The organism is Sulfurimonas sp. SWIR-19, assembly GCF_020410885.1.
GTDB classification, from domain to species: Bacteria; Campylobacterota; Campylobacteria; order Campylobacterales; family Sulfurimonadaceae; genus Sulfurimonas; species Sulfurimonas sediminis.
Genome location: NZ_CP084578.1, coordinates 2,243,316 through 2,257,874, shown reverse-complemented (window position 1 = coordinate 2,257,874; position 14,559 = coordinate 2,243,316). Strand labels below are relative to the sequence as shown.

Below are 14,559 nucleotides of genomic sequence, written 5' to 3'. Positions count from 1 at the left end.
AGTAATCCTGATTTAGATATGCCTTTGCAATACTCTATTTATATCATGAATAACATTAAACAAAAGTGATTTTGTATTTTCTTTTGTAATAGTATGGGGTGCAAAATGGTCACTGACAACTTTTAAAATATGAAATTTTTCAATGGCAGGATTGTGAACAACCGCCTCATAAAAACCAAAACTTTCCATATCAACGGGTGTATCGTGTTGTATTGCGGCGGCTTCGTCTTTACATGTAAGCGTATGTTTGTAAGCGCTAAAAGTATAAAGGGTATTGTGATACATTACAGCACCTGTTTCTAAAAGGTCTCCGATTTTATGCTGCTTGGGTGCCGCACAGATGCCGACATTGAGATAAATGTCTTCTTTTGTAATGTCAAAATTGTCAATCAGCGTCTGCGTAGCGAGTCTGGCATTGTCAACTCCGATACCGCTGATAATGAGTCTGATGTCTGTGTTTGTAAAAAGCGTATAGTTTTGCAGTTTTGATTTTTTGAGTTTGTATTTGTCAACGAAGGCCTGAGCTTCGGGTTTGAGAGCGGTTACTATGTAGAGCATAATTTGATGCCTTTTAGGTTTTAAAGACGTAAGGCCCAGACTAAAGTCTGGGTTCCGAAAGATGCTTAATTTATATGATATTTGTGAGTTTCTAATTTTTTATAGTTAAAGGTGCCTCTCTCCAGATGGCTGCGGCACATAGCATACTAAGGCGTGCTGCTGTATTCCTACCCTGACACATTACCTCAGTACACCATTGCACAGGTCTAAAGAGAAGCGGTGAAATTATAGCAGATTTTCCTTAATCTTCTCTATATTTAGAAATCCCACAAGGTTGATTTGGTGTCGGGGGATGCTCTTTGAGGTAGATTAAGTCTTCTAATGTCTGGTCCAAAACTCTTTTTTGCTGTAAAATCGGCAGCATTAAATTGTCTTTTTCATTGAGCGGGATACTCCAGTCGAGTAAAATCTTTTGTACCTCGTCATCGAGTTCTTTGAGCGCATTTTGTATATGTTTTATGGAATTATTTATCATCATTTTAGAAGTATAGCAAAATTTTAGAAAAGTTTGGGTATAATTGCACTTCCAAAATTTTACGAAAAGGATTATCGATGCCAAAAATGAAATCGGTAAAAGGCGCTGTAAAGCGTTTTAAAGTGAAGAAAAACGGTCAGATTAAACGCGGAACAGCGTTTAGAAGCCATATTCTTACAAAACAGGATGCAAAAACACGTCGTAAGCAACATGCTCCAAAAGTAGTTGCCAAGTCAGATGCAAAAAACATTAAGGAAATGATCGTTAGCTAAGCTAAGAGTATCATTAATCTCCAATTTTAGGTAATTGGGCAAGTCCACCACAAAGAGTGGCACCTTGACTATATGAAAAGTAGCTAGGTAAAGAAATAAAAGGATAGATATGCCAAGAGTTAAAACAGGTGTTGTTCGCAGAAGAAGACACAAAAAAATATTAAAATTAGCGAAAGGTTTTTACAGCGGTCGTCGTAAACACTTTAGAAAAGCTAAAGAGCAGATAGAACGCTCATTAATGTATGCGTTCCGTGACAGAAAGCAGAAAAAACGTGAATTCCGTAAACTATGGATTATCCGTATCAATGCTGCATGTCGTTTAAACGGTATGAACTACTCAACTTTTATGAACGGACTTCATAAATCCGGTATCGAACTTGATCGTAAAATTCTTGCTGATATGGCTATGCACGATGCAGCGGCATTCAGTGCAGTTGTTGACGCTTCTAAAGCAGCATTGGCAAAATAATCTTCCAAGCCCTTTCGGGCTTGATTTTCTCTTTTCACTGAAAACTTAAATTTTATAATATTATTTTCTTGACCTCTCTTTGATTTTTATCATAAGCTGTGTCTTCCTGTCTCCTATATATTCCATATCAAAAATATCCATCGCTTTTATAAGGTCGCCCATTTTCTTAAACCCATAGTTTACATGTGAAAAAGAGGAGTTTTTTCTTATATATAAAGACATATCTTTAACATCTGCCCACCCTTGCTCGTCTGATGTTCTCTCAACAGCCTGCTTGAGTAGATTTATAAGTTTAAAATCTTTTCGAATATCGTAGTTCTTTCCAAAATATTTAGTGACAGCTTCGGTGACCGCAGGATGCTTCTTGTTTATGATAGTATTTTCAATTGGCACACTGCTTTCAACTGTTTCATTATTTTCTAAAACGCTGAGTTTTTCAACATATAAACTGCGAACATGCATTGACAAATGCCATTGGAGTTTTTGACTCGCCATAACCATAAACAGTTAGGCCATCAGAAAGTATTCGTGTGACGATGGGAGTAAAATCACTATCGCTTGTGATTAGAACAACGGCTTCAAGCTCCTTTGTGTAGAGAATATCCATGATGTCGATTATCATAGCTATGTCAGTTGCATTTTTTCCTTTTGTGTAGGCAAACTGCTGAATAGGTTTGATGTTATAATCTTGTAAAATATTTTCCCAGCCCTTGAGCTTTTTGTCTTTCCTGACGCATACTCTTAAGAAGATTTTTTCGCTTTTTTTTCGTTGCGTTTTTCTTTTAAAGTTTTTGTTGGTGCTTTTTTTGTAGCTTTTTGAGAATCTTTACCTTTTGCCATAATATTTTCCTATTGTTAAAATTGGTCTAGTTTGTTATTGTAGTAATATATACTTAAAGCAAGGTTTCTTCATATCTTGGCATTTACAGATAAAGAAGTATAATATGAAAGCGGAGATTCACTCAGAGGAGTATGCAATTGATTAAATTCTTGCTGATATGGCAATGAACGATGCGGCTGCATTTTCTGCAGTTGTAGAAGTTTCAAAAGCCGCACTGGCAAAATAATCTCCCAGGCCCTTTTTGGGTCTGATTCTCAAAATCACTCCTTTCAACTCCTTTTTATTAATTTTATCTTAAAATGCAAAACCTTGTGTTTTTGGATATGGATTATGACATTATTAGAAAAACGAAAATATTATTTAGCGAGACTTTATGCAATAAAGACTGAAACCCTCAATAAAGTGTGCAGCAAATGATTAAAAATCAGGAAGCAAAAACTTTGAAGAAATTCGAAAAACAGGAACTTGAAGGTTTTAGCGGGAATATACAGGATATTATCACTCATCTGTATGATGATGTAAGAATTCTTAAATTTGTACTTAACAGTGTTCCTGTCGGTATCTTTATATATCAGCCCAATATTGTATATGCAAACAACTACACGCTGCAGCATTTTAAAATAGATGCAAAAGAACTCTCTTTATATACTCCGGCAATGCTTCTTGACAAGAGTACGCCACAACAGATTCGTCAAGAACTTGTAGAGGGTGTCGGCATAAAAAACTATGAACTGAGATTGAATGTCAAAGGTGCCGTTTTAGATGTGATTGCTGTTTTTCAAACAATTGTCTACAAAGAAAAACCTGCAGGTATTGTCTGGTTTATAGACAATACGAAGTTTAAAAAAATCAAAGAAGAATTTTCAGAGTTACTGCACCATCTGCCACTTGTTATGTATCAGGTACATATAGATAAAGATCAGAATTATCATGCGACTGTTTCTGATGCTGTAAAAAAGTTAACAGGTTTCAGTAAAAAAGAGGTTGAATCAAATCCTTTATGGTGGCAGGAACATATACATGAGTCAGACAGAAAAAGAGTTCTGAATACGCAAGATGAATTTTTTCAAAAAGGCTATTTAGAGTACGAGTACCGTTTCCGATGTAAAGACGGCTCCTACATTTGGGTTGATGACAGACTTGTAAATCTGAGCAAAGGTCATAAAAATCAGAATATTTTGGGTTTTTGGAATGACATAACAGTATTGAAACTGCATGAATTTGCAAGTCAGGCAATAGCCAAAATAAACCAACATTTTTTTACGCAAAAAGATGAAGAAAAAATTCTGTTTTGTATATGTAAACATTTTGTAGAGAGTAAATTTTGCGAACAGGTTATCTTGACACGGCAGTCGGGAGAAAGATATCGTTATCCTGAAGATGATATACAGGAGTTTGTACTGCAAAAGCAGTTACAGGTTGCTTATGCACAAGAGGTTTTGGAGATTGTTTTTTATTTTCAGGCTAAAATAACACAGCCGGAAGTCTTTGAAGGCATTTTGGAGATGTTTAAAAATAATGTAGAAACAGGTTTCAAGGCTTTTTTTGATGCAAAAGCACTGAATTATTTAACCTATCATGAGGTTCTTTGCAATTATCCCAATGACAATGCCCTTCGAAAAAAACTAAAAGAGTCCAGAGAACCTTTTGCTCTGCTTATTATCAATATACGTTCTTTTTCCAGTATTAATCTTCTTTATGGGTTTTCATTTGGAAACAAAGTGCTCTGTGCAATTGCAGATGTCATAAAAAACAGTTTGGCTCCTACTGACTCTGTGTATCATCTGACAGGTGACAAATTTTGTATGTTTGTCAAAGATACGGATCAACTTAAAAAAATAGCTAAAAAAATAGCCAACAACTGTGCATACAATATTTTTATTGAGCAAAGGCATATTCCTGTCAGTTGCAGGTTTGGTATAGCAAAATATCCGCAAGACAGTGAGAACAGTCTTGAGATAAGAGATCTGGCTATGACAGCACTCTCTTATGCAAGCAAACATAAACAAGAAACAGTTCTCTATGCATCTTCGATGAAAGAGACACTCAGTACATATCTTGAGACGGAAGTGGCGCTTATAGAGGCAATAGAACAAGAGAAGTTTGAATTGTACTATCAGCCTGTCATAGATATAAAAACAGAAAAAATTCTCCATTGCGAAGCACTTATCAGGCTCAAAGACAAAGACAACAGGCAAATAATACCGGAGTATATGATACATGTAGCAGAAGAGTTGGGACTTATTAAAAAAATCACGAAAATTGTTATAACAAATGTTGCAAAGCAACAGAAAATTTGGCAAAAAAAAGGTTTGTACCTCACAGTGGCTGTCAATATTTCATCTTATGATGTAGAAAATGAAGAGTTTGTTGATTTTTTCGAAGAGACTCTCAGAAAGTACGGTTTGGACAAGCAGAGTATCGCGATTGAAATTACAGAAAGAACAGCTGTACAAAATTATGCAGCAGCACAGAATTTTTTAAATCGTATGAAAGCACTTGGGGTGTCAGTGGAAATTGACGATTTTGGCATTGCACACTCTTCTCTTTCGCAAATAACGCAAATGGAATTTGATACGCTGAAAATAGACAAATCTTTTATAGATAAAATAATGAGCAGTGAAAAAGAAAAAGAAATTGTCAATATTATTATCCAGATGGCGAAGGTTTTACATGTAACAACATTGGCAGAAGGAGTTGAAAGAAAAGAGCAGTATGAATGGCTCAAAGAGCATGGCTGTGACATGATTCAAGGGTTTTATGTCTCAAAACCCTTATGCGTCAAAGATTTTGAAGCGTATATTTTTTCTAATCCCAGTACAGGGATTCCGGTTTCTTTAGAGACTTAAGCTGCTTCATTAATATTAGATTTCTTTAAAATCATGTTACAATAATCTTTCAATATTATTTTAAAGAGGTATGGTGAGTACACATTTGCAAAAGCAGTATGTTCATCAGGAACATATACAGACCTATTTTCGTCTTTTTATTATTGCTGTGTCTGTGGTTGCTATTACATATTATACTTATATTGAACATGCTCTGAGTGTTGCAGTATATAAGCATATTATGCTGTTTCCTGTCTTGATGCTGAGCCTGATAGCAGTTTATATGTATATAGTGTACAAATATCCCTATTTGTTTCAAAAGCAACGCATTGTCTTTATGAGCTTTGCTGAAACGACAGCAACCGGGTATGTGATGTATCTTTCTGGACCGCTTTCGGCATATTTTCCCGCTTTGTTTTTATGGTTTTGTATAGGGTATGGCGTGCGATACGGAGAAAAAACGGGAATGATTACCTATGGCATGGTTTTAGTTACATGGCTTATACTACTCAATACCAGTCCGTTCTGGATAGAAAACAGAGCACTCGGTTTGGGCTGGCTTGTCGCTTACCTGGTGATTCCTCTGTATTTTTTCAAATTACTGCAACAACTTCATAATGATGTGAAAAAATTTGACTATAAAGCAACGCATGACCCGCTTACAGGGCTTCCAAACAGATTTTTGTTTGATGAGGTACTGCATCAGTCTTTGGATAAATTTCAGAAAAAAGAATTTGCTCTCATATTTTTGGATTTGGACGGATTTAAAGAGATAAATGATTCTTTTGGACATCATATTGGAGACCGGGTATTGGTTGAAGCATCGAAAAGAATCAGACAATTAACGAACTTTACGGCTCGTCTCGGTGGGGATGAGTTTGTTTCACTGATAGAATTCAGTGATATAGGTGAACTGAAAAAACAGATTGGCAAACTTATTCAAAATATTCAAAAAAAGTGTCCAAACAAAGAGATAGAACTCTCGGCAAGCATAGGTGTTGCCATTTATCCTGATGATACCCTTTCCATTTATGAACTGAAAAAGAAAGCCGATCAGGCAATGTATAAAGCAAAGGAATCCGGGAAAAACAGATATTTTTTGTACAGTGAGCTGCTAAGTTAAATTCAAACCGGTTTTACAGAAAATTTTTCAATAATCTCTTTACATGTAATCGGTTTAGAAAAAAGATAGCCCTGTCCGAGATCACAGTTGGCCTGAACAAGAAAAGTTTCCTGTTCCTGAGTTTCTATGCCTTCGGCAACTATCATATACCCGAGTGTTTTTGACAGCGCTATAATGGCTTCAATGATGACATTGTCCGAACTGCCGTTGGCTATGTCATCGACAAAAGATTTGTCTATTTTAATGGTATCGGTAGGGAGTTGTTTGAGGTAGGACATTGAAGAATATCCTGTACCGAAATCATCAATAGAAATTTTAAAGCCATGGTCTCTGAAGTTTTGCAAAATATTCATATTGGAAACAGTATGCTCCATGATAAAGCGTTCGGTGATTTCAATCTCTATTTCTGAGGGTTTCACATCATATCTGTTTGCAATCTTTAAAAAATTATCTAAAAGATTTCTCTCTTTAAACTGCAGGCTCGAAACATTAACGGCAATATATTCTATGGCAATGTCTGCCTCTTGCATCTGTTTGAATGCCTTGCAGGATTCTTCAAAGACGAAGTACCCAAGTGGGATAATCGTACCGTTTTCTTCGGCGACAGGAATAAATTTGTCAGGGGTAACATTGCCAAGTTTTGGATTTTTCCATCGGATGAGTGCTTCGGCAGAGTGGATGCTTTTTGTTTTCAGTCTGTATTGCGGTTGAAAAACCATAAAGAGTTCATTGTTTTGCAAAGCGTTTCGCAGTGCCATGTCAATGTCGAGTCTGTGCTGTATGTTGCGTGAAAGTTCTTGTGTGTAGTAGCGGAAGTTGTTTTTTCCTGACTCCTTGGCAAGATACATCGCACTGTCGGCATGTTTTATGAGTGTCTGGGAATCTTCTCCGTTTTGCGGATAAACGGCTATACCGATACTTGCCGTAGTGATAAGCGAGTGCTCATTTACATGTATGGGTTCTTCAAGATTTTTTATAATGTTCGCAGCAACTATTGCCGCATCACTTGCCAATGTCAGGTTTTCCAAAATTATAACAAACTCATCACCACCCCAACGGGAAATAAAGTCACTTTCTCTCAGTGTCGTTTTCAGTCTTGAAGCAACAGTTTTCAGGACTTCATCTCCTATGTCATGCCCGAGTGTATCATTAATGATTTTAAAGCGGTCCAGGTCTATAAACAATACAGCTAAAATATCTTTGTTCCTTTTGCTTATTATGAGGGCATGTTGCAAATACTCTTCAAAGTTTACACGATTGGAAAGCCCCGTAAGCGCATCATGGTAAGCAAGAAAATCCGCTTTTGCCTGTGAAGTTTCTATTTCTCTGAGGTCGGTCTGTACTGCGGTATAGTTGAGCACATCGCCTCTGGAGTTTGTGATTTTTTTAATTGTTGACCAAAGGGGGATGAGCTCTCCGTTTTTGGTTTTATTGACAAATTTTCCTTTCCAAATACCGTGTTCTATCAGTTGGTTCCAGAGATCTTTGTAAAAACTTACATCCTGTACTCCCGAATGGAGAAACTTGAGACTTTTGCCTTTTACTTCAGCAAAAGAGTAGCCGTATATATTTGTAAAAGCACGGTTGATAGAGATGATTTTTCCCTCTGCATCTGTTATGATGATGGACTCTTCTGTGTTTTCAAAAACACTGGCAGCCTGGGCGAGCTGTTTGTTTTTTTCTATATATTCTGTGATATCAAGCTTAAGCGCAATATAGTTCACCAGTTTTCCCTGAAGAAAAATCGGAACGATAGAAGCCTTTTCATATAATAGTGAGCCGTCTTTTCGTTTGTTGATAAACTGGCCCTCCCATTTTTCTCCCTTGGCAAGTTTGGCATTGAGCTCTTCATAAAGAGCCGGGTCCTGAATATCTGATTTTAATATTCTCGGATTTTGTCCCAGTACTTCCTCTGCTTTGTATTTTGTTGTTTTTTCAAATGTTTCGTTGACATAGACGATATTTCTTTGTGCATCTGTGATGACTATAATGTTGTCACTGTGTTCTATGGCATATTTAAATGCCAAAAGTTCTTTTTTTGTTTTGTTTGATTTGAGATGTGAAAAAATAAGTACAAATAAAATCGAAACAGTGACAAGGAAAAATACTATCATCAGCCATGTCTGGTGCTGCAAGTCTCTTTCATAGTCCGATGTTATATGACGATTGAGCGCTTCGAGTTGCCTGTAAAGCGGATTTGTCTGTACTTCCTGTGAAACCTCTTTGAGTGATTGGAGTGTCTGGAGCATTACTTTTGCGTGCATATAAAAAGTATAAAGATATTGACTCTTTTCATTGTTGGCAATTATTTTAAGTTCATGAAGTTTTTGTTGTATGGTTTTTTTATCTATATATTCACTTGAAGCATATCGCAAGATGTAAAAAAGAGCCTCATTTGTAAGGTTTTTTGCCCGGAGTGATATATCTGCTGCATTGGAAATTGTCGTATGCAGATCAAAAAGAAAGTGTGAGCTGTTTATAAGAGCAGAGTTTTGTGCTTTGAAGTATTCCAAATCATCAGCTTTTTTTTGAAAGTTTTTTGCAATTTTTTCTAAAAGATGTGCAGTGTTTTTATTGTATTTTTGCATATCCTGACGCAGGCTTTTTAAAATTTCCTCAAATTGTTTTTTCTGTTGGTCAATTGCATCATAATTTGTAAATTTATTTGCAGTGAATGTAAAGTCATTCAGTTCTCTGTCTATAAGTTGCAGTTGGGTTATTTTATTGTTTTGGAGGGAAAAATGACTCATGTTTTCTTTGATTTTATAGCCGTTTACAAACATTATAAAAACAAAAAGGATGAAAACAAAGAGTATGAATGTAGTTTTATCGGTATGCTTTAACTTTTTTGTCATTGGGGCTCAATATTTTTAGGAAGTTCACCGTTGAGAGATTGTAAAAAAGCAGTTATTTTTGAAATCTCTTCTTTTGTAATATGACGACCGAGTTGATACTGAGACATAATTTCTACCGCTTTTTTCAAATCATAGGTACGCCCGTCATGAAAATAGGGTGCCGTTCTTGCAATATTGCGAAGCGAGGGGACTTTAAAAAAGTATTTGTCCCGCTCTTTATGGGTAATATTGTATCTTCCCAGCCACTCTGAATTAGATTCATTGAAAATACCAAACTTGTTATAAAGATTGCCACCAATGTTCTCTCCGTGGTGGCAGCTTATACATCCTTTTGACTTAAAAAGTTCATATCCCTCTTTTTCGTTTTGTGTGAGGGCATTTTTATCGCCTCTGAGATATTTGTCAAATCGGGAGTTTGGTGTAATGAGTGTTTTTTCATATTCCGCGATGGCATCTGTAATAGTATTTTTGGTAATACCATCATCATAAACGGCATCAAAAAGTTTTTTGTATTTGCTTTTTTTGAGTTTCGGAATGATTTCTTCAAATGCAGCACCCATTTCAACAGGGTTTAGTATAGGTCCAATGGCCTGTTCCTGCAGATTTTTTGCCCGACCGTCCCAAAATTGTCGAAAATTAAAAACAGCATTATAAACAGTAGGTGCATTCACTGCACCTTCTTGCCCTTGAATCCCAAAAGAGAATTTCAACCCGTCATCTCCGCCATTGTGCAAGTCGTGGCAGCTTGCACAGCTGATAGTATTATCATGTGATAAAATAGGATCAAAAAAGAGCGCCTGACCGAGTTTTGCCTTTGCCTGATTGACCTGTACACTTTGGGGTAAAGGTGTAATAGGCTCCTTTGCCATGAGCAAAGTGGTACAGAAAAAAAGGCAGGTAATGATTGCTTTATACATACTCTAATATTATCACAAATAACCTAAAAAAACTTTACTTCAGCATACGTTTTTTCGTTTTACTCGTAGCAACAGCTTCAAAAGGGTTTTGTGGCCAATAATGCCTTTTATATTTCCCCCGTAACTCTTTTGCGACCTCGGCATAAGAGTTCTCCCAAAAGCTTTTTAAATCATAAGTGATTTGTATGGGTCGCATAGCCGGTGTAAGGAGATGCATCTGCAAAGGAAGGGTGCCGTTTAACACTTTTGGTGTTTCATGGAGTCCGAACACCTCTTGTATCTTTACATGTAAAGAGGGTTTGTGCGCGTCGGTGTAATCAATCTGAATATTTGAGCCGCTCGGTACTGTAATGCTTTGGGGTGCCTGAGCGTCCAAAAGCTGCTGCTGTTCCCATGTCAAGAGTGCGCGTAAGAGCGTATAAACATCTAAGCTTTCCAACTCTTTTATGCTTGTAATGTTGTCAAGATGCGGCTCCAGCCAAAGGTCAAGTTTTTCAAGCAGTGCCGCATCACTAAAGTCTACAAACTCTTGATGCCGGTGCAAAAAATTGACTCGTTCTTTGAATCCTAGAGCTTTTTTGCTCCATGTCAAAAGTCCCAGGCCCTCTTTTTTTATTAACGCTGTAAGCAGTTTTTGAAAATCTTGTCCTTTTGCCACTTGCACCGGTTTTGCAAAAAGGAGCAGTTTTAAAAAGTAAGTCTCTTCTCTTATATAAAATTTTTTACTCTCTTTGTTGTAGTTTATTGTCTGTTTGGTGTGCATAAAGGAAGAAAAATATTGTTCAATCTGTGCCATTGTTACACCCAGTGCCAGATTTATAAGTGAGTCTTTGGCATGAGCATGTAGATTTGCCACAACCAGATACTCTTCATTGCGCAAAGTCTCTGCTTCATGAAGCAGGGCACCTTTTGCGTTGCTGAGTATGTATTTGTTACTGTTGGGGTCTCGTCGTCTGGCGAGTCTGTCAGGGTAGGCAAAAAGGAGCAGTACCCCGAGTATATCTTTGTCAAGTGAAGTGTTTTTCTTTGGCACCTGTTTGATATTTTTGAGTTTTTTGTAAAAAAACGCTGCTTCGCGGAGTACCTCTTTGACTCTGAATATATGGATATAGCTACTGTTGAAATCTTGCTCAAAAAGATGTATATATCGCGGCAGTATGTCACTCTCTTTTGATGCATTTTTAAAAATATCTTTTTCTCCCAAAAGTGAGGCCAGCAGACAGGCTTCATAGGCAAAACCCAACTCATTGGCTTTTAAAATCATATAGGCAAGTCTTGGATGGAGTCCCAGACTCAGAGCATCTTTGCCAAAAGAGGTGATTTTGAAAGAGGCATCAAGCATGGCAAGCTCTTGTAAAATTTTTTTTGTTTTTTGAATAGTGTCTGGATGGGGAATGTCCAAAAATTTCAGTTCGCAGAAGTCATCAACACCCCATAAAGCCAAATCCAGCATCAGTGAGCTTAAATCCGTTCGGAGTATTTCGGGTTTTGTGGACGGTTGCAGTATTTTTGATGCATGCCACAGCCTGTAGCAGACGCCGTTTGAGAGCCTTCCGGCTCTGCCTGCTCTTTGTACGGCGGCATCTTTTGAGATAAAGGACATTTCCAAATGATTCATCGCATTGGCATGGTTGTAGCGTGAGAGCTTTTCCAGCCCCGAGTCTATCACGACTGTCACACCCTCTATGGTCAGAGATGTCTGTGCAATGTTTGTACTGAGTATGATTTTTCGTTTTGAGGAGGGAGAGAGTGCTCTGTCCTGTTCTTTTTTTGAGAGTGACGAGTAGAGCGGTAAAACGAGGAGATCTTTATGTGTAATGGTATTAAAAAGTGCGTTTTGCAAATTTTTTATCTCTTTGACTCCTGGCAAAAAGAGTAAAATATCTCCTGTATGCTTCTTGAGTGCCTGCAGTGTCGTTTTGAGAAGTAAAGCGTTCAAAGAGCGTGCATCAGGCTGTTTTGTTTTGATGTCAAGATATATATTTTGCACATCAAACATCTTGCCTTTTGAAGTTATCACGGGAACATCACCGAGCAGGGAGGAGATTTCGTTTGCATTGAGTGTGGCGGACATAATCAGGATTTTCAAGTCATCACGTAAGAATTCCTGTACCTGCAAAGAGAGCGCAAGGGACAAATCAGTGTGAATACTGCGTTCGTGAAACTCATCAAAAATAATCATAGCCACATCATCCAAAGTCTGATTGTTTTGGAGTTTGCGCACCAAAACAGCTTCGGTAACAACCAGGATTTTGGTGTTATTTGAATAAACACTGTCCATTTTTATCTGGTAGCCCACACGCTCTCCCAGTGATTCCCCCAGAAGTTTTGCCATTTGCGAAGCAACCATACGGGCAGCCACACGCCGCGGCTCAAGCATAATGATGATTTTGTTTTGAAGCCAGGCTTCATCAAGTAAAGAGATGGGAACAACACTGCTTTTTCCCGCCCCCGGAGGTGCCTGTAAAAGCAGGGTGTTGTTGTTTTGCAGTGAGTTTTTTATATCTTTTAAGACATTGTATATCGGCAACTTTATCATATAAAGTATTATAACATTATATAAACATTATCAATTTTTTATTCGACATTTTATTTCTATAACTCTTACAATAATAGTGTGTAATTTTTACTCACCTTTAATATTAATTTATATTATAACGTCAAAAAATTATAAAAATTATATTTTTGTGATAGAGTTACGATAAATTTTTAAAATATGGAGTAAAAATGAACAAAACATCACTTATCTTGGTTGCAGCAACCTTGGCTGTATCACTTGAAGCAGGCACTTTTTCAAACTTTTTTGAAAAAGTTTCTAAAAAAGGGCATTCTATAAAAGTTGTAAGGAGTTTGAATCACGATCAAAGAAGTTATAAAAACAATGAGTACGGTCTTGTAAATGCAGATGTTGCCGCAAAATGGATTAATGACTGGGAATCGAATAAGCCAGCCGGTGTTAACGGGCGTCTGTTTGTAATGCAGGTAGGACTTTTACCGGGCAGTAAGCCATTTGTAAAGCATGATGATGTACATGTATTTACTTTTGACAGAACAGCAGGGTGTACCACTACAGGTGATATTCGTAATGATGGGATCTCTGATATCCCTATGCCGATTTTTTCGGGTGGTATGACAGGAATGGATGGTGCTTTTTGGGCATATGACATCAACCCGAATGAAGATATGCTTTTGGTTGTTGTGGCATCAGACGAACCTAAAAATATGGCACTGGCATCACGATTTTTGTGGACAATGACTTACTGGGGAATGAAAAAGGACCATGTTGCATTAATGAACGGAACGGCAATGTATATGTTTGACCCTGAACTTAATCCTCATATTAAAAGAGCGGGTGTGCAAAGTAAAGAGTCTATGTTTACAGAGATGGGATCTGAGTATTTGATGGCTCCGGGCGGAAAACTTGATTTTGGTGACCCAAAAAGCGGTCGTTTACCGGCACAGCGCCATAACTTTACATCTATTAAAACACTTCCTACGCAACCAAACTTCTCTTTGTTTGCAAGTATGGAAGATATGATGAATGTAATTGATGCAAACAAAAAATCTGATGTTATCATTGATGGCAGAAGTGCGGCTGAATACAATGCTGAAATCGAAGTCAAAAAAAGTAAAACAGAAACAAAAGAGTGTGGTGTGAACCATGACCAGCAGTGTTATTCTGCGTTTGAGGGACATATTAGAGGGGCTGTGAATCTAGAATACCGCAGCGTTATTAACACTCAGGATTATGTAAAAGATATTAATGGTGATGGCATAGTCGATGAGCGTGATGCATCAATGACTTTTCTTTCAAAAAGAGAACTCAAGAGAACGTTTAGAAAATTGGGTGTAAAGCGTGACAGTGATGTATATACATATTGTAGAACGGGTACTCGCGCATCGCTTGTTACATTTGCATCGTATGAAATTTTAGGATATAAAACACACATGTATGACGGTTCATGGATTCAGTGGTCAAAACTTGCAGATGCAGTAGATACTTACGGGCAACAAATGCTTCCTGAAGATTCACCGTGGAGAACAGATGTTTCACGCTATACCGAGCATATAAAATATAACGATTCTGTCGATGTGGGACCTGCTGCCGCAACGCTGTACCCTTATGCACCGGAAGGTTCAGGAAACCGTATTGTAGAAGAAGATGAAGCCTACCGTTTTGACTTCTAGTTTTTAATATGCAACAGGGGAGGGAGGAGATTC

12 protein-coding genes and 1 other RNA gene are annotated in these 14,559 nt (G+C 37.4%); 5 read left to right on the top strand and 8 right to left on the bottom strand.

Annotated elements, in window-relative coordinates; all coding sequences use genetic code 11:
- Nucleotides 1-12 precede the first annotated feature (12 nt).
- The 3 genes from LCX93_RS11760 to LCX93_RS11750 all read right to left on the bottom strand — a co-directional run bounded on the left by LCX93_RS11760 (nt 13) and on the right by LCX93_RS11750 (nt 1,036).
- Nucleotides 13-558, bottom strand: a complete 546-nt coding sequence (locus tag LCX93_RS11760; RefSeq protein ID WP_226066444.1) for a 5'-methylthioadenosine/S-adenosylhomocysteine nucleosidase family protein — start codon at nt 556-558, stop codon at nt 13-15.
- A 115-nt stretch (nt 559-673) separates the two neighbouring features.
- Nucleotides 674-771: signal recognition particle sRNA small type (gene ffs, locus LCX93_RS11755), an RNA gene on the bottom strand.
- A gap of 28 nt (nt 772-799) precedes the next feature.
- The gene (locus tag LCX93_RS11750) at nt 800-1,036 is read right to left on the bottom strand and encodes a hypothetical protein (RefSeq protein WP_226066443.1); all 237 of its coding nucleotides are present in this window, start codon (nt 1,034-1,036) and stop codon (nt 800-802) included.
- A 74-nt stretch (nt 1,037-1,110) separates the two neighbouring features.
- On the opposite strand from LCX93_RS11750, the gene rpmI reads away from it, so the two are divergent.
- Both rpmI and rplT read left to right on the top strand, forming a co-directional pair.
- Complete coding sequence (gene rpmI / locus LCX93_RS11745; RefSeq protein ID WP_151899377.1) at nt 1,111-1,305, top strand: 50S ribosomal protein L35; 195 nt, start codon at nt 1,111-1,113, stop codon at nt 1,303-1,305.
- Between the two features lie 109 nt (nt 1,306-1,414).
- Nucleotides 1,415-1,774, top strand: a complete 360-nt coding sequence (gene rplT / locus LCX93_RS11740) for a 50S ribosomal protein L20 (RefSeq protein ID WP_226066442.1) — start codon at nt 1,415-1,417, stop codon at nt 1,772-1,774.
- Nucleotides 1,775-1,834: 60 nt separating this feature from the next.
- On the opposite strand, the gene LCX93_RS11735 is transcribed toward rplT, so the two are convergent.
- On the bottom strand, nt 1,835-2,236 hold the full coding sequence (locus LCX93_RS11735) for an OST-HTH/LOTUS domain-containing protein (RefSeq protein ID WP_226066441.1): 402 nt from the start codon (nt 2,234-2,236) through the stop codon (nt 1,835-1,837).
- Nucleotides 2,211-2,453, bottom strand: a complete 243-nt coding sequence (locus LCX93_RS11730; RefSeq protein ID WP_349636713.1) for an NYN domain-containing protein — start codon at nt 2,451-2,453, stop codon at nt 2,211-2,213. The genes LCX93_RS11735 and LCX93_RS11730 overlap by 26 nt, the downstream gene beginning before the upstream one ends.
- A 575-nt stretch (nt 2,454-3,028) precedes the next feature.
- Between LCX93_RS11730 and LCX93_RS11725 the strand changes: the two genes are divergently transcribed.
- Nucleotides 3,029-5,464 (top strand): EAL domain-containing protein, encoded by a 2,436-nt coding sequence (locus LCX93_RS11725; RefSeq protein WP_226066440.1) that lies wholly within the window; start codon nt 3,029-3,031, stop codon nt 5,462-5,464.
- A gap of 70 nt (nt 5,465-5,534) precedes the next feature.
- Complete coding sequence (locus tag LCX93_RS11720) at nt 5,535-6,566, top strand: GGDEF domain-containing protein (RefSeq protein ID WP_226066439.1); 1,032 nt, start codon at nt 5,535-5,537, stop codon at nt 6,564-6,566.
- A gap of 2 nt (nt 6,567-6,568) precedes the next feature.
- Here the strand turns inward: LCX93_RS11720 and LCX93_RS11715 are convergent, their stop codons facing one another.
- Genes LCX93_RS11715 through hrpB form a run of 3 tightly spaced genes read right to left on the bottom strand, consistent with a single transcriptional unit; the run spans nt 6,569 to nt 12,877 of the window.
- Nucleotides 6,569-9,421 carry an EAL domain-containing protein gene (locus LCX93_RS11715; RefSeq protein ID WP_226066438.1) on the bottom strand — a complete coding sequence of 951 codons (2,853 nt, stop codon included), beginning with the start codon at nt 9,419-9,421 and terminating at the stop codon, nt 6,569-6,571.
- Entirely contained in the window at nt 9,418-10,338 is a 921-nt protein-coding gene (locus tag LCX93_RS11710; RefSeq protein WP_226066437.1) for a cytochrome-c peroxidase, read from the bottom strand. The genes LCX93_RS11715 and LCX93_RS11710 overlap by 4 nt, the downstream gene beginning before the upstream one ends.
- Nucleotides 10,339-10,372: 34 nt before the next feature.
- On the bottom strand, nt 10,373-12,877 hold the full coding sequence (hrpB, locus tag LCX93_RS11705) for an ATP-dependent helicase HrpB (RefSeq protein WP_226066436.1): 2,505 nt from the start codon (nt 12,875-12,877) through the stop codon (nt 10,373-10,375).
- Nucleotides 12,878-13,065: 188 nt separating this feature from the next.
- Between hrpB and LCX93_RS11700 the strand changes: the two genes are divergently transcribed.
- Nucleotides 13,066-14,526, top strand: coding sequence for a sulfurtransferase (locus tag LCX93_RS11700; RefSeq protein ID WP_226066435.1), 1,461 nt, complete (start codon nt 13,066-13,068; stop codon nt 14,524-14,526).
- Nucleotides 14,527-14,559: the final 33 nt, after the last annotated feature.

What these genes read in the sequence shown, in the direction of transcription:
- LCX93_RS11760 (WP_226066444.1), bottom strand. Translation starts at nt 558, where the DNA reads ATGCTCTACATAGTAACCGCTCTCAAACCCGAAGCTCAGGCCTTCGTT.
- LCX93_RS11750 (WP_226066443.1), bottom strand. Translation starts at nt 1,036, where the DNA reads ATGATGATAAATAATTCCATAAAACATATACAAAATGCGCTCAAAGAA.
- rpmI (WP_151899377.1), top strand. Translation starts at nt 1,111, where the DNA reads ATGCCAAAAATGAAATCGGTAAAAGGCGCTGTAAAGCGTTTTAAAGTG.
- rplT (WP_226066442.1), top strand. Translation starts at nt 1,415, where the DNA reads ATGCCAAGAGTTAAAACAGGTGTTGTTCGCAGAAGAAGACACAAAAAA.
- LCX93_RS11735 (WP_226066441.1), bottom strand. Translation starts at nt 2,236, where the DNA reads ATGCATGTTCGCAGTTTATATGTTGAAAAACTCAGCGTTTTAGAAAAT.
- LCX93_RS11725 (WP_226066440.1), top strand. Translation starts at nt 3,029, where the DNA reads ATGATTAAAAATCAGGAAGCAAAAACTTTGAAGAAATTCGAAAAACAG.
- LCX93_RS11720 (WP_226066439.1), top strand. Translation starts at nt 5,535, where the DNA reads ATGGTGAGTACACATTTGCAAAAGCAGTATGTTCATCAGGAACATATA.
- LCX93_RS11715 (WP_226066438.1), bottom strand. Translation starts at nt 9,421, where the DNA reads ATGACAAAAAAGTTAAAGCATACCGATAAAACTACATTCATACTCTTT.
- LCX93_RS11710 (WP_226066437.1), bottom strand. Translation starts at nt 10,338, where the DNA reads ATGTATAAAGCAATCATTACCTGCCTTTTTTTCTGTACCACTTTGCTC.
- hrpB (WP_226066436.1), bottom strand. Translation starts at nt 12,877, where the DNA reads ATGATAAAGTTGCCGATATACAATGTCTTAAAAGATATAAAAAACTCA.
- LCX93_RS11700 (WP_226066435.1), top strand. Translation starts at nt 13,066, where the DNA reads ATGAACAAAACATCACTTATCTTGGTTGCAGCAACCTTGGCTGTATCA.